The organism is Streptomyces sp. OZ13 (assembly GCF_052068155.1).
Classification (GTDB): Bacteria; Actinomycetota; Actinomycetes; order Streptomycetales; family Streptomycetaceae; genus Streptomyces.
On the sequence record NZ_JBQHCZ010000014.1, the window covers coordinates 188,264 to 208,172 of the forward strand.

The 19,909-nt window shown below is 71.6% G+C and carries 20 protein-coding genes; 10 read left to right on the top strand and 10 right to left on the bottom strand.

Going from position 1 to position 19,909, the window contains the following annotated elements; translation table 11 throughout:
- Positions 1 to 28: 28 nt before the first annotated feature.
- The 6 genes from ACTMTU_RS27415 to ACTMTU_RS27440 form a co-directional block, all read right to left on the bottom strand.
- Positions 29 to 538 (bottom strand): MarR family winged helix-turn-helix transcriptional regulator, encoded by a 510-nt coding sequence (locus ACTMTU_RS27415; protein ID WP_441266125.1) that lies wholly within the window; start codon positions 536 to 538, stop codon positions 29 to 31.
- Positions 539 to 642: 104 nt separating this feature from the next.
- Positions 643 to 1,275, bottom strand: coding sequence for a TetR/AcrR family transcriptional regulator (locus ACTMTU_RS27420; protein ID WP_441266126.1), 633 nt, complete (start codon positions 1,273 to 1,275; stop codon positions 643 to 645).
- Positions 1,272 to 1,952: a DUF4166 domain-containing protein gene (locus ACTMTU_RS27425; RefSeq protein ID WP_441266127.1), complete on the bottom strand. Its 681-nt coding sequence runs from the start codon at positions 1,950 to 1,952 to the stop codon at positions 1,272 to 1,274. Before ACTMTU_RS27425 ends, ACTMTU_RS27420 begins: the two co-directional genes overlap by 4 nt.
- Complete coding sequence (locus tag ACTMTU_RS27430; protein WP_441266128.1) at positions 1,949 to 2,638, bottom strand: hypothetical protein; 690 nt, start codon at positions 2,636 to 2,638, stop codon at positions 1,949 to 1,951. The genes ACTMTU_RS27425 and ACTMTU_RS27430 overlap by 4 nt, the downstream gene beginning before the upstream one ends.
- Before the next feature lie 135 nt (positions 2,639 to 2,773).
- Entirely contained in the window at positions 2,774 to 3,067 is a 294-nt protein-coding gene (locus ACTMTU_RS27435; RefSeq protein WP_441266129.1) for an MTH1187 family thiamine-binding protein, read from the bottom strand.
- Positions 3,064 to 3,408, bottom strand: a complete 345-nt coding sequence (locus ACTMTU_RS27440; protein ID WP_159687063.1) for a DUF3817 domain-containing protein — start codon at positions 3,406 to 3,408, stop codon at positions 3,064 to 3,066. The genes ACTMTU_RS27435 and ACTMTU_RS27440 overlap by 4 nt, the downstream gene beginning before the upstream one ends.
- A gap of 166 nt (positions 3,409 to 3,574) precedes the next feature.
- Between ACTMTU_RS27440 and ACTMTU_RS27445 the strand changes: the two genes are divergently transcribed.
- The 4 genes from ACTMTU_RS27445 (at position 3,575) to ACTMTU_RS27460 (ending at position 6,242) form a co-directional block, all read left to right on the top strand.
- Complete coding sequence (locus ACTMTU_RS27445; RefSeq protein WP_441266130.1) at positions 3,575 to 4,213, top strand: AIM24 family protein; 639 nt, start codon at positions 3,575 to 3,577, stop codon at positions 4,211 to 4,213.
- Complete coding sequence (locus tag ACTMTU_RS27450) at positions 4,213 to 4,863, top strand: AIM24 family protein (RefSeq protein WP_441266131.1); 651 nt, start codon at positions 4,213 to 4,215, stop codon at positions 4,861 to 4,863. Before ACTMTU_RS27445 ends, ACTMTU_RS27450 begins: the two co-directional genes overlap by 1 nt.
- Positions 4,860 to 5,642: an AIM24 family protein gene (locus tag ACTMTU_RS27455; RefSeq protein ID WP_441266132.1), complete on the top strand. Its 783-nt coding sequence runs from the start codon at positions 4,860 to 4,862 to the stop codon at positions 5,640 to 5,642. The genes ACTMTU_RS27450 and ACTMTU_RS27455 overlap by 4 nt, the downstream gene beginning before the upstream one ends.
- Positions 5,643 to 5,765: 123 nt before the next feature.
- The gene (locus ACTMTU_RS27460; protein WP_159687071.1) at positions 5,766 to 6,242 is read left to right on the top strand and encodes a MarR family winged helix-turn-helix transcriptional regulator; all 477 of its coding nucleotides are present in this window, start codon (positions 5,766 to 5,768) and stop codon (positions 6,240 to 6,242) included.
- On the opposite strand, the gene ACTMTU_RS27465 is transcribed toward ACTMTU_RS27460, so the two are convergent.
- Both ACTMTU_RS27465 and ACTMTU_RS27470 read right to left on the bottom strand, forming a co-directional pair.
- Positions 6,239 to 7,708 carry an ATP-binding protein gene (locus ACTMTU_RS27465; RefSeq protein WP_441266133.1) on the bottom strand — a complete coding sequence of 490 codons (1,470 nt, stop codon included), beginning with the start codon at positions 7,706 to 7,708 and terminating at the stop codon, positions 6,239 to 6,241. The genes ACTMTU_RS27460 and ACTMTU_RS27465 overlap by 4 nt on opposite strands.
- Entirely contained in the window at positions 7,705 to 8,373 is a 669-nt protein-coding gene (locus tag ACTMTU_RS27470) for a response regulator transcription factor (protein WP_441266134.1), read from the bottom strand. Before ACTMTU_RS27470 ends, ACTMTU_RS27465 begins: the two co-directional genes overlap by 4 nt.
- Before the next feature lie 132 nt (positions 8,374 to 8,505).
- On the opposite strand from ACTMTU_RS27470, the gene ACTMTU_RS27475 reads away from it, so the two are divergent.
- Positions 8,506 to 9,129, top strand: a complete 624-nt coding sequence (locus ACTMTU_RS27475; RefSeq protein WP_441266135.1) for a PepSY domain-containing protein — start codon at positions 8,506 to 8,508, stop codon at positions 9,127 to 9,129.
- 665 nt (positions 9,130 to 9,794) lie between these two features.
- Here the strand turns inward: ACTMTU_RS27475 and meaB are convergent.
- On the bottom strand, positions 9,795 to 10,751 hold the full coding sequence (gene meaB / locus ACTMTU_RS27480; RefSeq protein ID WP_441266136.1) for a methylmalonyl Co-A mutase-associated GTPase MeaB: 957 nt from the start codon (positions 10,749 to 10,751) through the stop codon (positions 9,795 to 9,797).
- Between the two features lie 61 nt (positions 10,752 to 10,812).
- Positions 10,813 to 12,015, bottom strand: a complete 1,203-nt coding sequence (locus ACTMTU_RS27485) for an acetyl-CoA C-acetyltransferase (protein ID WP_441266137.1) — start codon at positions 12,013 to 12,015, stop codon at positions 10,813 to 10,815.
- Positions 12,016 to 12,158: 143 nt separating this feature from the next.
- On the opposite strand from ACTMTU_RS27485, the gene mce reads away from it, so the two are divergent.
- The 5 genes from mce (at position 12,159) to ACTMTU_RS27510 (ending at position 19,798) form a co-directional block, all read left to right on the top strand.
- Positions 12,159 to 12,587, top strand: coding sequence for a methylmalonyl-CoA epimerase (mce, locus tag ACTMTU_RS27490; protein WP_441266138.1), 429 nt, complete (start codon positions 12,159 to 12,161; stop codon positions 12,585 to 12,587).
- Positions 12,588 to 12,754: 167 nt separating this feature from the next.
- A complete protein-coding gene (gene scy, locus ACTMTU_RS27495; RefSeq protein WP_441266139.1) occupies positions 12,755 to 16,792 on the top strand; it encodes a polarized growth protein Scy in 4,038 nt (1,345 codons plus the stop codon).
- A gap of 113 nt (positions 16,793 to 16,905) precedes the next feature.
- On the top strand, positions 16,906 to 17,844 hold the full coding sequence (locus tag ACTMTU_RS27500; RefSeq protein ID WP_005311808.1) for a cellulose-binding protein: 939 nt from the start codon (positions 16,906 to 16,908) through the stop codon (positions 17,842 to 17,844).
- A 175-nt stretch (positions 17,845 to 18,019) separates the two neighbouring features.
- Positions 18,020 to 19,015 carry an ABC transporter ATP-binding protein gene (locus ACTMTU_RS27505; RefSeq protein WP_441266140.1) on the top strand — a complete coding sequence of 332 codons (996 nt, stop codon included), beginning with the start codon at positions 18,020 to 18,022 and terminating at the stop codon, positions 19,013 to 19,015.
- Positions 19,016 to 19,018: 3 nt separating this feature from the next.
- Positions 19,019 to 19,798, top strand: a complete 780-nt coding sequence (locus ACTMTU_RS27510; RefSeq protein ID WP_441266141.1) for an ABC transporter permease — start codon at positions 19,019 to 19,021, stop codon at positions 19,796 to 19,798.
- Positions 19,799 to 19,909 lie beyond the last annotated feature (111 nt).

Below are 19,909 nucleotides of genomic sequence, written 5' to 3' on the forward strand. Positions count from 1 at the left end.
GCGGCGGTCGTCCCGCGGGGCGCGTGACCTACTTCTCTTCGAAGTCGCCGGCCGCGACCCGCAGCGGACGCAGCAGCGCGAAGATCTCCGCGCACTCCTCCGCGTCGTACGTGCCCAGGCCGAAGTCCATCGCCATCAGGTCGCGGGTGGCGGCCTCCACCACCTCACGGCCCTTGTCGGTGATGGACGCGAGCGTGCCGCGGCCGTCGTTGGGGTTGGGCCGCTTGTCGACCAGGCCGGACCTGACCAGCCGGTCCACGGTGTTGGTCACCGACGTCGGGTGCACCATCAACCGCTCGCCGATCTTGGACATCGGCAGCTCGCCCGCGCGGGAGAAGGTGAGCAGCACCAGCGCCTCGTAGCGGGCGAAGGTCAGGCCGTACGGCTTGACGACGGCGTCGACCTCGGCGAGCAGGATCTGGTGCGCGCGCATGATCGAGGTGATCGCTGCCATCGAGGGCACGGGTCCCCAGCGCTGCTGCCAGAGTTCGTCGGCGCGGGCGATGGGATCGAAGGGAAGGCTGAGCGGCTTCGGCACGGCACCGACCTTACCGACTGGTCACATGCTGGTCAGCCCTGTCTCGCTCTTCGGTCGATTCAGTCTTTCGGCCCAGCGCTCCGGTCGCCCCTGCCGTCCGGACCTCACCGGTGCGCGGACCGCCCGAGGCGGTGCCGGACGGCGCGCCGCGCCACGGGCCCCAGTTCGTCGAGGGCGGCGACCAGGACGGTGAGCTGCCCGAGGGCGTCCAGGGCGCGCTCCGCCCCGTCGGGGTCGACGCCCTCGTAGAGCTCCAGACCGACGAAAGAGGCGGCGACGGCACGAGCCAGTCCGGCGGGGTCGGTGAACTCGGCGAGCGGGGTCCCGGCGAGGACCCTCGTGAGCACCTTCTCGATCTCTGCGATCCACAGATCGAGTCCGGCGGCGGTGGCGGGTGCGAGCCGGGGGTGGGTCTGGGCGCCTGCCAACAGCTGGGAGAGAACGGCGACATGACCGCCCGCCCGCTCCTCTTCGTGCATCCGGCGGCCGAACTCCAGCAGCTCGGCAAGGGTGGTGACCGCCGCGAGACGGTCGCGGTAGCGGGCGACGCGTTGTTCCGCGCCGTGACGGCAGGCGGCGGCGAGCAGTTCGTCGACGGAGCCGAAGTGGTAGAAGACGAGCGCCTGGTTCACGCCCGCCGCGGCGGCCACGGCGCGGGCGGAGGTCTTGGCGAAGCCCTGTTCCGTCAGGGTGCGCAGAGCCCCTTCCAGCAGCTTCCGCCTGGTCTCCTGGCTCACGCCCGTATCTCCTCGCGTACCGGGCGCAGCCCCGCGCGCACCCCGTGCGAGCGTACGTCGCTGTAGTGGGCGGTGAACGAGCCCTCGTAGCCGAAGAGCGGCCCGAAGCGGCGGTTGGTCACCCGCACCCGGATACGGAAGCGGCCCGTGGCGTCGTCGTACGACTCGCGGACCTCGGCGTCGCCGCCGATCAGGCCGGGTACACGGACGTCGACCGGTCCTTCGCGGAAGCGGTGCTCCCCGGAGCGGATGAGCAGCGAACCGTCCGGCTCCGCGGACAGATGGAGATCGCTGGCCAGGTGCTGATGCGTACCGAGGTAGTCGAGCACGCGGTCGCCCTCGGGGGCGAGGACCATGGTGGCGTCGAACCGGCGCGGCCCGCCGGGGAGGGCGAAGGTGCGGACGAAGGTCACGGTCTCACGCCCGTGGGAGTCGGCGTAGGGGACGTTCTCGATGGTGAAGGGGACATCGCGGCCGGTGCGGGGGACGAGGATGTTGCGGCTGCCGCCGAGCGCGAGGAACGGTTTGACGAAGGCGGGACCGTGCCAGATGCGGTCCATGACCCCGTGCCCCGTGCAGGCCTCGCCGCTGTCGAGCCCGACGGAGAAGCGCCGCCGGAGCTGGGGGTGGAGCCGTTCGAAGGTCTCCCCCATGGCGGTGCGGAAGATCGAGGTCATGAGTGCTCCAGGGTGCCGAGGAGGCCCGGCTCCGACGTGCGCGCCGGCGGGGTGCGCAGACAGCGCCGGGCCGCGGGTGTGACGGGAGAGGGCGGCAGGAACAGGGCGGCGGCGGCCGTCACAGCCGCGGTGGCCGGGGGCGTGTACGCGGCGGCGAGGACGACGGCGAGCAGCCGTACGGCCGCTTCGGCCAGGGCGTGCGCCAGCAGCCGCTCGGGACGGATGCCCTTCTCGCACCAGAGCCGCAGCCGGTCGAAGGACCATGCGGTCGCCCAGCCCATCAGGGGACGGAGGACGAGACGGTCCGCCGCCGTGCCGAAGCGCCCCCATCGCGGCCGGTAGTCGTAGCCGGTCAGGAAGCGGATGCCGTCGTCGGTCGGGACGTAGCGCCAGTAGCCGCTGCCCTCCTTCAGGAGGGAGAGCGGATGCGGCGAGGCGAAGCGCAGTGCGGAGACCCGGTCGCCGTCGCGGCGCCTTTCGCCGGCGCTCACGCCGGTGCCGGCGATCGTCAGAAAGGGCAGCACACGGGTCGCGTAGCGGAAGCGCTGCGGTTCACCGTCGGGGCGCGGCAGGTAGGCGATCTGGGTGAAGCGCAGATCCCACCGCTGGTGCCGGGACGGCTCCTGCGTGCGGTCCCACAGCCTCTCCATGTCGACGCGGACCCGCGTCTCGACGTACAGCCTCATCCCGCCCCCTGTTCCAGTCCTTTTTGAGCGACTGCTCAAAACAGAGGTTAGCCGGGGGCGAGCTGTCGCCGGACCCGGGGTACGGGAAAGCCCCCGGCCGCTGTACGACCGGGGGCTTCGCGGCAGAGGACCGGGTCAGTCCGCGAGGTGGCGTTCCACCGTCTCGACCTTGGAGGTGAGCCCGTCGGTGACGCCCGGCCGGATGTCGGCCTTGAGGATCAGCGAGACGCGGGGGGCACGCGCCTCGACGGCGGCGACCGCGCGCCTGACCACGTCCATCACCTCGTCCCAGTCGCCTTCGACCGAGGTGAACATCGCGTCGGTGCGGTTCGGCAGCCCCGACTCGCGCACGACGCGGACCGCGTCGGCGACGTACTCGCCGACGTCCTCACCCACTCCCAGGGGCGTGACGGAGAAGGCGACGATCACGCGTCGACCACGTTCTCGCGGCGGGCGCGGGAGGCGATGACGGCGTCGTCGGCCTCACGCTTGAGCTTGCGCTCGGCGAAGAAGCCGCCGAAGGGCAGCACCGAGAGGACGAAGTAGAGCGCCGCGGTCTTCAGGTCCCACTTGGTGCGGTTCCACGCGTCCAGCCAGAAGAGCACGTAGAGGACGAAGAGCAGACCGTGGATCGCACCCATGACCGGGACCGCATTGAAGTCCGTCGTGCGCTTGAGGACCGAGCAGACGAGCAGCAGGAGGAACGAGACGGCCTCCGGCGCGGAGACGAGACGGAGGCGGTGGAGGGAGGAGGCGGTCTTGATGTCCACGGGTCACCTTCGGTGGCGAGGGGGATGGTCGGGGGGCATGGATCTTGTGAACGCATGCACAAGCTCGCGGACCATTGTGGCAGGCCACTTTGCGAAGTCTTTGTCAGGGTCCGGATCATCCCCTAGGACGCTGTTCGGGGCAGGTTTCACCGGATAACGTCGGCCCGTGGCAACGTTTCGGCTCCAGGGGAGCAAGGTGCTCGCGGTCGAGATGACCGGTGACGCCGTCAGAGCGAAGAACGGGTCGATGGTCGCGTACGACGGCCAGATGGCCTTCAAGAAGATGTCCGGCGGCGGTGAGGGCATCCGGGGGATGGTCACCCGCCGGCTCACCGGCGAGCAGATGACCATGATGGAGGTGAAGGGGCAGGGCACCTGTTACTTCGCCGACCGCGCGAGCGAGATCAACCTCGTGCAACTGCACGGCGACAAGCTCTACGTCGAGTCGAGCAATCTGCTGTGCACCGACGGCGGACTGCGCACCGGCACGACCTTCACCGGACTGCGCGGGGGCGCGAGCGGCAACGGCCTCTTCACGACCACCGTCGAGGGCACCGGCCAGGCGGCCATCATGTCGGACGGCACCGCCGTGGCGCTGCGCGTGACGCCCCAGTACCCGCTCTCGGTCGATCCGGGGGCCTACATCGCCCACCAGGGAAATCTGCGCCAGGACTTCCAGTCCGGCGTGACGTTCCGGACCTTCCTCGGCGAGGGCGGCGGCGAGGCGTTCCAGATCCGCTTCGAGGGTGACGGGCTGGTCTACGTGCAGCCGAGCGAGCGCAACACCGTCGGAGGGGACGTCTGATGCCGTTCCGTGAGATCAACTCCAAGATGGTCGAGGCGACCGTGACGCCCGGCCAGAAGATGTTCAGCCAGCGCGGCGCGATGCTCGCCTACCGGGGCGACGTCAGCTTCACGCCGAACATCACCGGCGGCCAGGGCGGGCTCGCGTCGATGATCGGGCGCCGCGTGGCGAACGAGGCGACGCCGCTGATGACCGTCGAGGGCAACGGCACGGTGATGTTCGGCCACGGCGGGCACCACATCCAGGTCGTACATCTGACCGGCGAGACGCTCTACGTCGAGGCCGACCGGCTGCTCGCCTTCGACGGCACACTCCAGCAGGGCACGATGTTCATGGGCTCACAGGGCGGGGTCATGGGCATGGTCCGCGGCCAGGTGACGGGCCAGGGCCTGTTCACCACGACCCTCAAGGGCCACGGCGCGGTAGCGGTGATGGCGCACGGCGGTGTGATCGAGCTGCCGATCACCCCCGCCCGGCCGGTCCATGTGGACCCGCAGGCGTACGTCGCCCACCACGGCGACGTACGGAACAAGCTCTCCACGGCGCTCGGCTGGCGCGACATGGTGGGGCGCGGCTCCGGTGAGGCTTTCCAGCTGGAGCTCAGCGGCAGCGGTGCGGTGTACGTCCAGGCGTCGGAGGAGAAGCTGTGAGCACGCCCCCGGTTTTCGACCCGACGACGCTGCCGAGCGACGACAACGTCAACGCGTACACCTTCTGCGTGGAACTCAAGGGCTCCCAGTGGTTCCTCCAGAAGGGCAAGATGATCGCCTACTACGGGCGCATCGACTTCAACGGAATCGGCCACGGCCGCCTCGACCGGCTGCTGCGGACGTCGTTCCACTCCCCGCTGCACGCGAGCGACTGGGTGGTGGCGGAGGGCAGCGGCAAGATGCTGCTCGCCGACCGCGCCTTCGACGTGAACTCCTTCGACCTGGACGACGGCAACCTCACGATCCGCGCGGGCAACCTGCTGGCGTACCAGCCCTCGCTGGCGCTGAAGCAGTCGATCGTGCCGGGCTTCCTGACCCTGATCGGCACCGGGAAGTTCGTGGCCGCGTCGAACGGGCCCGTGGTGTTCATGGAGCCGCCGGTCCGCGTGGATCCGCAGGCACTGGTGGGGTGGGCGGACTGCCCGTCGCCCTGCCACCACTACGACCACGGCTACATGACCGGCGTCATGGGCGGCGTCCGGGCGCTGACGGGCATCGGCGGCGCGTCGGGCGAGGAGCACCAGTTCGAGTTCGTCGGGGCGGGCACGGTGCTCCTGCAGTCGAGCGAGGCGCTGATGCCGGAGCAGGCGACCGGCGTGGTCGGGGCGGAGCCCGGCGTTCCGGGCGGTCACGGGCCGGCCGGGGGCGCCGGCCAGCACGGTTCCGCACCGCGCCTTCCCGGCCAGCTGGGGGACCTCCAGCGTCGCTTCGGGCTGTGAGCGGTAGTCTGCGGAGTGTGACGTCGAACGTCTGCGCCCCTGTGCACTCCCTGGTGCGCAGGGTGCCAGGCGTCACACCCCCCGACTTCGTCCGCTTTTCAACTTCTTAGGTAGAATCCATATATGGAGACCGAGACGGCCACTCGCTGGCTTACCGATGACGAGCAGTGCACCTGGCGCACGCATCTGGAAGTCAACAAGCTGCTGATGCACCAGCTCGAGAAGGACCTCCAGCCGTTCGGCCTGACCAACAACGACTACGAGATCCTGGTGAACCTCTCGGAGTCCCCGGACCGGCGGATGCGGATGAGCGACCTCGCGGCGGCCACGCTGCAGTCCAAGAGCCGCCTGTCGCACCAGGTCACCCGTATGGAGAGCGCCGGCCTCGTCCGGCGGGAGAACTGCGAGTCCGACCGGCGCGGGCTGTACGCCGTGCTCACCGACGAAGGCGTCGCGACCATGCAGAAGGTGGCGCCGCACCACGTCGCCTCCGTCCGCAAGCACTTCATCGACCTGCTGTCGCCGGAGGCACTCGCCGAACTGCGGGAGTCCCTGACCCCGGTCGCCGAGCACCTGCGCGGACGGCGCGGCAAGCTCTAGCGGAAGCGTCCGGCGGCAGAGCCCCGCGCGTCCTCGCGCCGGGCCGGCCGGCGACGCTGACCGCGGGCCGCGTCCGGCAGGGCCAGTTCGAACACCGCCCCGCCGGCCGGTGAACGGCCGACGGTGAGGGTCCCGCCGTGGCGGTGTGCCACATCGCGGGCGATGGCCAGGCCGAGGCCGGCACCGCCCTCGTCCCTGGTCCGTGCGTCGTCCAGCCGTACGAACCGTTCGAAGATCCGCTCACGCTGTTCCTCCGGCACGCCCGCGCCGTCGTCGGCGACGGCCAGCACGATCCGGCCACCCTCCCGACGGACGGAAGCGGTGACCGAGGCGACGGCGTGACGCTGGGCGTTGTCGAGCAGATTGCCGATCACCCGGCCCAGCTGGGCGCGGGAACCGGCCACCTGCAACCCCTGTGTCACCGCCAGCTCGACCGGCACGCGGTCGCCGGACCTGCGCGCCACCTCCTCCGTCAGCAGCTGCGCCGGATCCAGGGCCGCCGATCCCGGCCGCTCCCCCGCGTCCAGCCGCGCCAGCAGCAGCAGGTCCGCCGCCAGCTGCTGGAGCCGCACGGTGTCCTCCACCGCGCCGGGCACATCCAGCAACTCCGGGTGCGCCGCGCCCACTTCGAGCTGTGTGCGCAGCGACGCGATGGGGCTGCGCAGTTCGTGCGAGGCATCCGCGACGAAACGGCGCTGCCGCTCCACGGACGCCTCCAGGGCGGCCAGGGTCTCGTTCGTCGTACGGGCGAGCCTCGCGACCTCGTCCCCCGAGTCCGGCTCAGGCACACGCCGCGAAAGGTCCTCGGAGCGGGTGATGGCCGCCATCTCGCGCCTGATGCCCTCGACGGGCCCGAGCGCACGGCGGGTCACCAGCCAAGTCACCGAGCCGACCACGGCGAGCAGGAGCGGCAGGCCGATGAGCATCGCGTCGCGCACGGTGGTGACCGCGTCCTGCTCGGTGGTCAGCGGCGCTCCCGCGTACACCGTCGCCATCCGGTCGTCGTCGAGGCGGACCTCGACGGAGGCGAAGCGGTAATCGGCGCTGTCGCCGTCCACGGTGGCGGTTCCGGAGGCGAACCCCGGATCGTCGGAGGAGACCTCTCCCCGGCCGGGGTCGTCGTCATCGTCGCCGTCGCCGTCACGCGGCGGCGCCTGGGCCCGGACGTCCGCGCTGCCGGTCCCGGAGACGGCCTGAAGATGCTCGCTGACGGCCAGCACCCGGCCGTCGTCGCCGACGACCTGGACGGGGCGTTCGTCGTCCTCGTCGGGCAGTTCCAGCTTTTCGTAGGGCACACCGAGTGCGATCTGGGACGCCACGTCACGGGCGGCGACCTCGGCCTGAAGATCCGTGCTGTCGATCAGGTTCGCCCGCAGGGAGAGCAGGACGGCGGTCCCGGCGGCGATCAGCGCCACGGCGACCACCAGGCCGGCGCCCAGCGCGGCCCTGGCCCGGACCGACCTCACGACTCCACCGCCACCAACCGGTATCCGGCGCCGCGCACGGTCAGGATGCGGTCCGCGCCGAGCTTGCGGCGCAGGGCGCTGATGTAGACCTCGACGATGTTCGGATCGCCCTCGTAGGCGAAGTCCCACACGTGCTCGAGGATCTCGGGCTTGCCCACGACCTCGCCGGTACGCGTCGCGAGGTGCTCCAGCACCGAGAACTCCTTGGCGGTGAGGGCGACTTCCTCACCGCCCGCGTGGACACGGCGGGTGGCGGTGTCCACGCGCAGGTCGCCCGCCGTCAGCACGGGCGAGCCGGCCGCCCTGCCGCGCCGCCGGAGCAGCGCCTTGACCCGGGCGACGAGGACGACGTACGAGAAGGGCTTGGTCAAGTAGTCGTCCGCGCCGGTGTCGAGACCCTCCGCCTCGTCGTACTCGCCGTCCTTGGCGGTCAGCATCAGGACCGGCACGTCGTGGCCGGCGGCGCGCAAAGCGGCGCAGACCCGGTAGCCGTTCATGCCCGGCAGCATGATGTCGAGCAGGACCAGGTCATGGACGCCCTCGGTGGCACGGTGCAGGCCCTCGAGTCCGTCGTGGACGACATCCACGGCATAACCCTCGGCGGTCAGGCCCGCGGCGAGGGAGAGCGCGAGCCGCCTCTCGTCCTCCACGATCAGCAACCTCATGCGCCCAGGGTCGCAAACGGAAGCTGAAGAACTCTTCAGGCGGCTTCAGGCTGCGTTCAGCATGACGCGGCAAGAGTGGATCCCGTTGCTGACGCAGCAGCACGACTCGGCACAACGACTCGGGAGAACCTCATGAAGCGCAAGCTTGTCATCGCGACCCTCGCGGCGGCGGTGCTGATCGGCGGCGGTACGTACACGGCCGCGGCGGTGTCGGACGACGACGTTTCGCCCGCCGCGGCGGGCTCGGAGCCCGTCACGGTCCACGACCGTGACGACCGTGACGACCGCGACGACGCGTCCGAGGACAGGTCCGCGGCCCCCGCCGGGTCCGTCACCGCGGCGCAGGCCGTGGCCGCGGCCCTCGAGCACACGCAGGGCGCGGTGAGCTCCGTCGAACTCGATGACGAGGGGGACCGTCACTGGGAGGTGGACGTCCTCGGCAAGGACGACCGCGAGCACGAACTGCACGTCGACGTGCGGACCGGCGCCGTACGGGAGGACAAGGCCGAGGCGGAGAACGACGACCGCGACGACGACCGCGACGCCCTGCGCGGCGCGTCGGTGGACGCCCGCGAGGCGGTGGAGGCTGCGCTCAGGTCCCACCCGGGGGCGACGGTGACGTCGGTCGACTTCGAGGACGACGGGGCGGGCCGCTGGGAGGTCGAACTCGGCGAGGACGGTGCCGACGAGCGCGAGCGCGACCTGACGGTCGACGCGAAGACGGCGTCGGTCACGCCCGAGCCCGCGGACGACTGACCTTTCCCCCACCCCGCCCCTTCCCGAAAACGGGGGATCCTCCCCCTACGCCTGGCGGCGTGGGGGGACCCCCACCGGACCCCCGCGGCTCAAACGCCGGCGAGGCTGGAGTTGCCTCCGCCGGCGGGGCTGGTTCCGCGGAGCGAAATCCAGCCCGCCTGGGGGCACCTCCCACGGCCGCCAGGCCGTAGGGGGAGTTTGAGCGCACCGCGCGAAGCGCGGTAACGCCGCCCGCAAGGCGGTACGGGGCCCGGGGCCGCCCCGCCACGCGGCGGAGCCGCACATCGGTACAGCGGGAAGGGTCGGGGAGGGGAAACGCCCCGCACAGCGGCCACACCGCAAGACGCCCCCGGGCGCAGCCAGCACCCCCGGGGCCGAGCCGGGCCGCGCCGCCGGTCCAGGCCGGCCGGACCGAGGCCGGAAGAGACCGGGCCGCGCCCGGCCGGGGAATGCCGAGCCGGGCCGGGCCGGGCGGCCCAAGACCGGAAGAGACCGGGCCGCGCCTGGGCCGGTGCATGCTGCACCGGCCGCGTGGCCGGGCCATGCCGGCCGGACCGAGGCCGGAAGAGACCGCACCGCGCCCGGGCCGGGCCGGGCGGAGCCGGACGGGACCGGGCGGGCGGAGCCGGACGGGAGCGCGCCGCGCGCGGCCCGGGAAACCCCGGCTACGACTGCGTCAGCCCCGCCACCAGTTCGTCCGCCGCCCGGTACGGGTCCAGTTCGCCCGCGACGATGCGCTCCGCCAGCGCGCCCAAGCGCCGGTCGCCGTGCAGGTCGCCGATGCGTTCCCGCAGTGCCGTGACGGCGATCGTCTCGACCTCGGTCGCCGCCCGGCGGGCGCGGCGCTCGGAGAGGACGCCGTGCTCCTCCATCCACGCCCGGTGCTTCTCCAGCGCCTCGACGACCTCGTCGATGCCCTCGCCCCGCGCGGCGACCGTCTTCACGATCGGCGGGCGCCAGTCCCCCGGCCCCCGGGACTCGCCGAGGCCAAGCATGTGGTTGAGCTCGCGGGCCGTCGCGTCGGCCCCGTCGCGGTCCGCCTTGTTGACGACGTAGACGTCGCCGATCTCGAGGATGCCCGCCTTCGCGGCCTGGATGCCGTCGCCCATGCCGGGCGCGAGGAGCACGACCGACGTGTCGGCCTGGGAGGCGATCTCCACCTCCGACTGGCCGACGCCGACCGTCTCGACCAGGACGACGTCGCAGCCGGCCGCGTCCAGGACGCGGATCGCCTGCGGCGCCGCCCAAGCGAGGCCACCCAGGTGGCCCCGGGTGGCCATGGAGCGGATGTAGACGCCGGGGTCGGAGGCGTGTTCCGACATACGGACCCGGTCACCGAGCAGCGCCCCGCCCGAGAAGGGCGAGGACGGGTCGACGGCGAGGACGCCGACCCGCTTCCCGGCCTTCCGGTAGGCGGTGACGAGCGCCGAGGTGGACGTGGACTTGCCGACGCCCGGCGAGCCCGTCAGGCCCACCACGTACGCGCCGCCGGTCAGCGGGGCCAGCGCCGCCATGACCTCACGGAGCTGCGGCGACGCCCCCTCCACGAGTGAGATCAGCCGGGCCACGGCGCGCGGCCGGCCCTCTCTCGCCTGGGCGACCAGTTGGGCTACGTCCACCATCGTGCTGCTCCGATCGTTCTGCGCGTACGGGCTTCGGCGCCCGGATTGCTGCTACGCCTGCTTACTTCGCGGGGACGCGGACGATGAGAGCGTCGCCCTGGCCGCCGCCGCCGCACAGCGCCGCCGCACCGACGCCGCCGCCGCGGCGCTTGAGCTCCAGCGCCAGGTGGAGCACCACACGGGCGCCGGACATGCCGATCGGGTGGCCGAGCGCGATCGCGCCACCGTTCACGTTCACCTTTTCCGGGGTGACGCCGAGGTCCTTCATTGACTGGTGGGCGACGGCCGCGAACGCCTCGTTGATCTCGATGAGGTCCAGGTCCGAGACCTCCAGGCCCTCCTTCTTCAGGGCGTGCCTGATGGCGTTGGACGGCTGGGACTGGAGCGAGTTGTCGGGGCCCGCCACGTTGCCGTGGGCGCCGATCTCCGCGATCCACTCCAGGCCCAGCTCCTCCGCCTTGGCCTTGCTCATCACGACGACGGCGGCGGCGCCGTCCGAGATCTGCGAGGACGTGCCGGCGGTGATGGTGCCGTCCTTGGCGAACGCGGGGCGCAGCCGGCCGAGCGACTCGGCCGTCGTCTCCGGGCGGATGCCCTCGTCCTTGGAGAACAGGACCGGGTCGCCCTTGCGCTGCGGGATCTCGACGGGCGTGATCTCCGCCTCGAAGAGGCCGTTCTTCTGGGCGGCCGCGGCCCGCTGGTGGGAGAGCGCGGCGATCTCGTCCTGCACTCCGCGCGGGATGCCGAGGCGGGTGTTGTGCTTCTCCGTCGATTCGCCCATGGCGACATTCTCGAAGGAGTCGGTCAGGCCGTCGTGCGCCATCGAGTCGAGCATCTCGATCGCACCGTACTTGTAGCCCTCACGGGACTTCGGCAGCAGGTGCGGCGCGTTGGTCATCGACTCCTGGCCGCCGGCGACGACCACGTCGAACTCGCCGGCGCGGATCAGCTGGTCGGCGAGCGCGATGGCGTCGAGGCCGGACAGACAGACCTTGTTGATGGTGAGCGCGGGGACGTTCATCGGGATGCCCGCCTTGACGGCGGCCTGGCGGGCGGGGATCTGGCCCGCGCCGGCCTGGAGCACCTGGCCCATGATCACATACTGCACCTGATCTCCGCCGATGCCCGCCCGGTCGAGCGCCGCCTTGATGGCGAAGCCGCCGAGGTCGGCGCCGGAGAAGGACTTGAGCGAGCCGAGCAGGCGGCCCATGGGCGTGCGGGCTCCCGCGACGATCACGGAGGTGTTGCCGGTCTTTCCAGACATGAGCACGATCCCCTTCCAGCCGCAGCTGAGGAGTGAACGAGGGTTTACTCAAATGTACTGAGCGGTACGGCTCCGGGTCACCGTGCCGCCGGTGTGATCGCGCGCACGTTGCGTAACCGGCCGCCGGGCGCTGCACTGGTCAAATGCTGACGCGAATCGACCACATCGGGATCGCCTGCTTCGACCTCGACAAGACTGTCGAGTTCTACCGGGCCACGTACGGCTTCGAGGTGTTCCACTCCGAGGTCAACGAGGAGCAGGGCGTACGGGAAGCCATGCTCAAGATCAATGAGACGTCCGACGGCGGCGCCTCCTACCTCCAGCTCCTGGAGCCGACCCGGGAGGACTCCGCGGTCGGAAAGTGGCTGGCCAAGAACGGTGAAGGTGTTCACCACATCGCATTCGGAACGGCTGACGTGGACGCGGACGCGCAGAACATCCGCGACAAGGGCGTGCGTGTGCTGTACGACGAGCCGCGTATCGGCTCGATGGGCTCGCGGATCACCTTCCTCCACCCGAAGGACTGCCACGGCGTACTCACCGAACTCGTCACGTCTGCAACGGAGCACTGACCCTAAGGATTCCCGGCCCGGTAGAGTGGGCCGTTCCGGGCCGGGGCCGGGTCGGGGCCGTGCCGCGTCTCCGTCGTTGATCTGTCACCATTCCCCGGGGGGCCGTTCGCCGGCGAACGGTGCTCGTTTGGAGACAGTTGCGACCAGGGGACGGATGGGACCGCGCAGTGCGGGGCTACGAACGCCAGGAGAGCCACCGAGCTGACGACGACCACCTCTCGCGGTTCGAAGCCGAGATGGACCGGCTGAAGACCGACCGGGAGAAGGCCGTCCAGCATGCCGAGGACCTCGGCTACCAGGTCGAGGTATTGCGCGCCAAACTTCACGAGGCGCGGCGCAATCTCGCCTCCCGTCCGGCTTACGACAGCGCCGACATCGGCTACCAGGCCGAGCAGTTGCTGCGGAACGCGCAGATCCAGGCCGATCAGCTCCGGCAGGACGCCGAGCGCGAGCTGCGCGAGGCCCGCGCGCAGACCCAGCGCATCCTGCAGGAGCACGCGGAGCACCAGGCCCGGCTCCAGGCGGAACTGCACGCCGAGGCCGTCCAGCGCAGGCAGCGTCTGGACCAGGAGCTGGCCGAGCGCCGCCAGACCGTCGAGTCGCACGTCAACGAGAACGTCGCATGGGCCGAGCAGCTGCGGGCCCGCACCGAGTCGCAGGCCCACCGGCTCCTCGAGGAGTCCCGCGCGGAGGCGGAGCAGGCACTGGCCGCCGCCCGCGCCGAGGCCGCCCGCATCGCGGAGGAGGCCCGCAGGCGGCTCGGCAGCGAGGCGGAGACCGCACGCGCGGAGGCCGAGGCGATCCTGCTGCGCGCCCGCAAGGACGCCGAGCGGCTGCTGAACGCCGCGTCGAGCCAGGCGCACGAGGCCACCACCCACGCCGAGCAGCTGCGCTCGACGACCACCGCCGAGTCCGACCAGGCCCGCCAGCAGGCCGCGGAGCTCAGCCGCGCCGCCGAACAGCGGCTCCAGCAGGCGGAGGAGAAGCTCCGCGAGGCCCGTGCCGAGTCGGAGAAGCTGCTCTCGGAGGCGAAGGAGTCCGCCGCCAAGCAGCTGTCGTCGGCCGAATCGGTCAACGAGCAGCGCACCCGCACCGCCAAGGCGCAGATCGCCCGGCTCGTCGAAGAGGCGACCAAGGAGTCGGAGACCCTCAAGTCGGAGGCGGAGCAGGCGCTCGCCGACGCCCGCGCCGAGGCGGAGAAGCTCGTCGAGGCCGCGGCCGAGAAGGCCCGTGCGGCCGTCGCAGAGGACTCTGCCGCCGCGCTTGCCAAGGCCGCCCGCACCGCCGAGGAGGTGCTGACCAAGGCGTCCGAGGACGCCAAGGCCACCACCCGCGCGGCGAGCGAGGAGGCCGAGCGGATCAAGCGCGAGGCCGAGGCGGAGGCCGACCGGCTGCGCGGCGAGGCCGCGGAGCAGGCCGACCAGCTCAAGGGCGCCGCGAAGGACGACACCAAGGAGTACCGCGCCAAGACGGTCGAGCTCCAGGAGGAGGCCCGCCGGCTGCGCGGGGAGGCCGAGCAGCTGCGCGCCGAGGCCGTCGCCGAGGGCGAGCGGATCCGCGGCGAGGCCCGCCGCGAGGCCGTCCAGCAGATCGAGGAGGCGGCGAGCACCGCTGAGGAGCTGCTGACCAAGGCGCGCACCGATGCCGACGAACTGCGCTCCCGGGCGAGCAGCGACAGCGAGAAGGTCCGTACCGAGGCCATCGAGCGCGCCACGACTCTGCGCAAGCAGGCCGAGGAGACCCTCGAGCGCACCCGCGCGGAGGCCGAACGACTGCGCGCGGAGGCCGAGGAGCAGGCCGACGGCGTACGGACGGCGGCGGAGGCCGCCGCGGCCGAGCTGCGCGAGGAGACCGAACGCGGCATAGCGGCCCGCCAGGCGGAGGCGGCCGAGGAGCTGACCCGCCTTCACACCGAGGCCGAGGCACGGCTCACCGCCGCCGAGGAGCGGCTGGCCGAGGCCCGCGCCGAGGGCGAGCGGATCCGCCGCGAGGCGGCGGAGGAGACGGAGCGGCTGCGCGCGGAGGCCGGCGAGCGGCTGCGAGCGCTCCAGGAGCAGGCGGAGACGGAGGCGGACCGGCTGCGCACCGAGGCCGCGTCCGACGCCTCCGCGTCCCGCGCGGAGGCGGAGGCCCTCGCCGTACGGCTGCAGAGCGACGCCGCCGCGGAGGCGGAGCGGCTGCGGACGGAGGCCCAGGAGACGGCCGACCGGGTACGCGCGGAGGCGGCGGCCGCCGCCGAGCGCGTGGGCACGGAGGCCGCGGAGGCCCTGGCGGCCGCGCAGGAGGAGGCGGTACGCCGCCGTCGCGAGGCGGAGGAGATCCTCGGCTCCGCGCGCGCAGAGGCCGGCCAGGAACGCGAGAGGGCCCGCGAGCAGAGCGAGGAACTCCTCGCGTCCGCCCGCAACCGTGTCGAAGAGGCGCAGACCGAGGCGCACCGGCTGGTCGAGGAGGCCGACCGGCGTGCCACCGAGATGGTGTCCTCCGCGGAGCAGACGGCCCAGCAGGTCCGGGACGCCGTCAGCGGGCTCCAGGAGCAGGCCGAGCAGGAGATCGCCGGGCTGCGCAGCGCCGCCGAGCACTCGGCGGAGCGCACCAGGACCGAGGCGCAGGAGGAGGCGGACCGGGTCCGCGCCGACGCGTACGCGGAGCGGGAGCGGGCGGCGGAGGACGCCGCCCGGCTGCGGTCCAGGGCCCAGGAGGAGACGGAGGCGGCGCAGGCGCTCGCCGAACGGACCGTCGCCGAGGCCATCGCGGAGGCGGACCGGCTGCGGGCGGACACCGCCGAGTACGTGCAGCGGATGCGCACGGAGGCTTCGGACGCCGTCGCCACCGCCGAGCAGGACGCGGCACGGACCCGCGCGGAGGCCCGCGAGGACGCCAACCGCATCCGTTCGGAGGCGGCCGCACAGGCGGACCTGCTGATCAACGAGGCGACGAGCGAGAGCGAGCGGCTGCGCGGCGAGGCCGCGGAACTGCGCGCGTCGGCGGACGCCGAGGCGACGCGGCTGCTCACAGAGGCCGAGCAGATCAAGGTCGACGGCGAGGCCGAGGTCGAGCAGATGCGGGCGGCCGTGCGGGCCGACCGCGAGCAGGTGCTGGACGAGGCGAGGCAGGCCGCCGACAAGCGGCGGGCCGACGCGGCCTCCCAGGCGGACCAGCTCATCGGCGAGGCCAGGGGCGAGGCCGAGCGGATCACGGCGGAGACCGCCGCGGAGACGGAACGCCTGCGGTCGGAGGCGAGCAGCGACGCCGAGCGGCTGCGTGCGGAGGCCGCGGAGACGGTCGGTTCCGCCCAGCAGGCGGCGGAGCGGATCCGGGCGGAGGCCGAGCGCTTCAAGGCGGAGACGGAGGCCGCGGCGGAGCGGCTGCGGGCCGAGGCCCGCGCGGAGGCCGACCAGTTGCTCGACGAGGCACGCGAGGCCGCCGCGAGGCGCCGTGCGGACGCCGCCGAGCAGGCCGACCAGCTCATCGGCAAGGCCCAGGAGGAGGCGCTGCGCGCGGCCACCGAGGCCGAGGCGCAGGCCGACGCGATGGTGGGCGCCGCCCGCAACGAGGCGGAGCGGCTGGTCTCCGAGGCCACCGTCGAGGGCAACTCGCTGGTGGAGAAGGCCCGTACGGACGCCGACGAGCTCCTTGTCGGCGCCCGCCGGGACGCGACCGCCATAAGGGAACGCGGCGAGGAGCTGCGGGCCCGGGTGGAGAGCGAGATCGAGGAGCTGCACGAGCGGGCCCGCCGGGAGACCGCGGAGCAGATGAAGACGGCCGGCGAGCGTGTCGACAATCTGGTGAAGGCCGCCGAGGAGCAGCGCGCGGAGGCGGAGGCGAAGGCCAAGGAGCTCCTCGCCGAGGCCAATTCGGAGGCGAGCAAGGTCAGGATCGCCGCCGTGAAGAAGGCGGAGGGTCTCCTGAAGGAGGCCGAGCAGAAGAAGGCCGAGCTGATCCGCGAGGGCGAGCGCGCCAAGGCGGAGGCCGACCGGGAGGCCGGACGGACGGTCGACGAGGGCAAGCGGGAGCTGGACGTACTGGTGCGCAGGCGCGAGGACATCCAGGCGGAGATCTCCCGTGTTCAGGACGTGCTCGAGGCGTTGGAGTCGTTCGAGGCCCCGTCCGCCGGCAAGTCCGGGGCGAGCGGCGGCTCCGGCGGCGTCAAGGCCGGTGCGACAGCAGGGGTTACCCGTTCGAGTGGCAAGTCATCCGACGGCTAGCCACTCAAAAGGCTGGACATTCTCCAGATCAAACCGGCATCCGCTCGATGACACGCCGCTCGGGCCCCTAGGATTCCCTCTAACACCTCACCGGTCTCATTGACAGGAACCCCATGAGCGACACTTCCTCCCCCTTCGGCTTCGAGCTCGTGCGGCGTGGTTACGACCGCGGTCAGGTGGACGACCGCATTACCAAACTCGTCGCCGACCGTGATAGTGCTCTGGCCCGAATCACCTCTCTGGAAAAGCGCATCGAGGAGCTCCACCTCGAGACGCAGAATGCCCAGGCCCAGGTCAACGACGCCGAGCCGTCGTACGCGGGTCTCGGTGCGCGTGTCGAGAAGATCCTCCGCCTCGCCGAGGAGGAGGCGAAGGACCTGCGCGAGGAGGCCCGTCGCGCCGCCGAGCAGCACCGTGAGCTCGCCGAGTCCGCCGCCCAGCAGGTGCGCAACGACGCCGAGTCGTTCGCCTCCGAGCGCAAGGCGAAGGCGGAGGACGAGGGCATCCGCATCGTCGAGAAGGCGAAGGGCGACGCCCAGACGCTGCGCAGCGAGGCCCAGAAGGACGCGCAGTCCAAGCGGGAGGAGGCGGACGCGCTCTTCGAGGAGACCCGCGCCAAGGCCGCCCAGGCCGCCGCGGACTTCGAGACCAACCTCGCCAAGCGCCGGGAGCAGTCGGAGCGGGACCTGGCGTCCCGTCAGGCGAAGGCGGAGAAGCGTCTCGCGGAGATCGAGCACCGTGCCGAGCAGCTGCGCCTCGAGGCGGAGAAGCTGCGTACGGACGCGGAGCGCCGTGCCCGCCAGACGGTGGAGACCGCGCAGCGCCAGGCCGAGGACATCGTGGCCGACGCGAACGCCAAGGCCGACCGTATCCGCAGCGAATCGGAGCGCGAGCTGGCGGCGCTCACCAACCGCCGCGACTCGATCAACGCCCAGCTGACCAACGTCCGCGAGATGCTGGCCACGCTGACCGGTGCCGCGGTCGCCGCGGCGGGCACGCCCGCCGACGACGAGCCGATCTCCCGTGGAGTCCCGGCGCAGCAGTCCCGCTGACGCTCCCTCCGGTGATTTCGACAGGTGCCCGGTGCCGTTCAGGCACCGGGCACCTGTGCGTCCGGCCCGTCCCCCCTCACCCTGTTGCCCGCCGGTGTCACCCTGATGCGGAAGGGACTCCATCCCTTCCCGGAACCCGGTGGCGGACGCTTCCCGGCCCCCGTAGCGTGAACGCATGATCGAGCTCGAGGGTCTCACCAAACACTTCGGCAGCAAGGTCGCGGTCGACCATCTCTCCTTCAAGGTGCGCCCCGGGGTGGTGACCGGCTTCCTCGGCCCCAACGGGGCGGGCAAGTCGACGACGATGCGGATGATGCTCGATCTCGACAATCCCACCAGCGGCACCGTGAGGATCGACGGCCGGCACTACCGCGAGCTCGAAGAGCCGCTGAAGTACATCGGGGCGCTGCTCGACGCCAAGGCGATGCACGGCGGCCGCAGCGCGTACAACAACCTGCTGTGTCTGGCCCAGGCGAACCGCATCCCGCGGAGCCGGGTCGCCGAGGTCCTCGACGTGGTGGGACTGACGCCGGTCGCCCGGAAGAAGTCGAAGGGCTTCTCCATGGGTATGGGCCAGCGGCTCGGAATCGCGTCGGCACTGCTCGGTGATCCCGAGATCCTGATGTTCGACGAACCGGTCAATGGTCTGGACCCCGAGGGAATTCACTGGATCCGTAATCTGATGAAAGCCCTTGCGCAAGAGGGCCGGACGATCTTCGTTTCTTCTCATCTCATGAGTGAAATGGCCCTGACCGCCGATCACTTGATCGTGATCGGCCAGGGCAAGCTGCTGGCCGACACATCGATGGCCGATTTCATCCAGCAGAACTCCCGCAGTTATGTGCGGCTCCGCTCCCCTCAGCAGGAGGAACTGCGGGACGCCGTGCACCGGGCGGGCATGACGGTCGTCGAGACGGACAACGGCACGCTGGAGGTCGACGGCGGGAGCACCGAGCAGCTCGGCGAGCTCGCGGCCGAGCACCGGATCGTGCTCCACGAGCTCAGTGCCCAACGCGCCTCGCTCGAGGAGGCGTTCATGCAGATGACCGCCGGCTCGGTGGAGTACCACGCGCACTCCACCGGCGCGGGCGCACCACCACCGCCCGGCGTCGAAGCCCCGCCGTCCGGCCACGGCGCCCCGCAGTGGGCCCCGCGCAAAGAGGGAGCCTGACCGATGGCATCCGTACCCGCCGTCATCCAGTCCGAGTGGACCAAGATCCGTACGGTCTCCTCCACCCGCTGGACGCTGATCAGCGCGCTCGCCGTTACCGTCGCGATGGGTGCGGCCCTGTGCGCCCTGATGAACGCCACGTTCGACGATCTGCCGGACGCCGAGCGGCTGACGTTCGACCCGACCCTCATCAGCTTCTCCGGGATGGTGCTCGGGCAGCTCGCGATGGTCGTCTTCGGCGTCCTCGTCGTCGGCACCGAGTACAGCTCGGGCATGATCCGCACCTCGCTCGCCGCCGTACCGCAGCGCGGCACGTTCATCTTCAGCAAGATCGCGGTGGCCGGGTTGCTGGCCCTCGTGGTCGGGATGGCGACCAGCTTCCTCACGTTCTTCCTCGGCCAGGCACTGCTCGGCGAGCACCGCACCACGATCGGCGAGGAGAACGTGCTGCGGGCCGTCATCGGCGGCGGCATCTACATGGGCCTGATCGCGGTCTTCTCGATGGGCGTCGCCACGATGCTGCGCAGCTCGATGCTCTCGCTGGGCATCCTGATGCCGTTCTTCTTCCTGGTCTCCCAGATCCTCTCCGCGGTACCGGGCGCCAAGGACGTCGCGCGCTACTTCCCCGACCAGGCCGGCGCGAAGATCATGCAGGTGGTCCCGAACGCCATGAACAGCGGGGAATCCCCTTACGGCCCTTGGGGCGGCCTGGGCATCATGCTGCTGTGGGTGGCCGCGGCGCTCCTCGGCGGCTTCCTCGTGCTGAAGAAGCGGGACGCCTGAACGGACCCGTAGCCGTATCTGCTTGGGCGGAACCATCGGGGCCCGGCTATCCTCCTAGCACTTACGGGGGCGTACGGCTGCACCGCCTGTGCCCCGACGACCCGAAAGTCG

Coding starts and splice junctions, on each gene's coding strand:
- ACTMTU_RS27425 (WP_441266127.1), bottom strand. CDS start 1,952: ATGACCTCGATCTTCCGCACCGCCATGGGGGAGACCTTCGAACGGCTC.
- ACTMTU_RS27430 (WP_441266128.1), bottom strand. CDS start 2,638: ATGAGGCTGTACGTCGAGACGCGGGTCCGCGTCGACATGGAGAGGCTG.
- ACTMTU_RS27450 (WP_441266131.1), top strand. CDS start 4,213: ATGCCGTTCCGTGAGATCAACTCCAAGATGGTCGAGGCGACCGTGACG.
- ACTMTU_RS27460 (WP_159687071.1), top strand. CDS start 5,766: ATGGAGACCGAGACGGCCACTCGCTGGCTTACCGATGACGAGCAGTGC.
- ACTMTU_RS27470 (WP_441266134.1), bottom strand. CDS start 8,373: ATGAGGTTGCTGATCGTGGAGGACGAGAGGCGGCTCGCGCTCTCCCTC.
- ACTMTU_RS27475 (WP_441266135.1), top strand. CDS start 8,506: ATGAAGCGCAAGCTTGTCATCGCGACCCTCGCGGCGGCGGTGCTGATC.
- meaB (WP_441266136.1), bottom strand. CDS start 10,751: ATGGTGGACGTAGCCCAACTGGTCGCCCAGGCGAGAGAGGGCCGGCCG.
- ACTMTU_RS27485 (WP_441266137.1), bottom strand. CDS start 12,015: ATGTCTGGAAAGACCGGCAACACCTCCGTGATCGTCGCGGGAGCCCGC.
- mce (WP_441266138.1), top strand. CDS start 12,159: ATGCTGACGCGAATCGACCACATCGGGATCGCCTGCTTCGACCTCGAC.
- ACTMTU_RS27500 (WP_005311808.1), top strand. CDS start 16,906: ATGAGCGACACTTCCTCCCCCTTCGGCTTCGAGCTCGTGCGGCGTGGT.
- ACTMTU_RS27505 (WP_441266140.1), top strand. CDS start 18,020: ATGATCGAGCTCGAGGGTCTCACCAAACACTTCGGCAGCAAGGTCGCG.
- ACTMTU_RS27510 (WP_441266141.1), top strand. CDS start 19,019: ATGGCATCCGTACCCGCCGTCATCCAGTCCGAGTGGACCAAGATCCGT.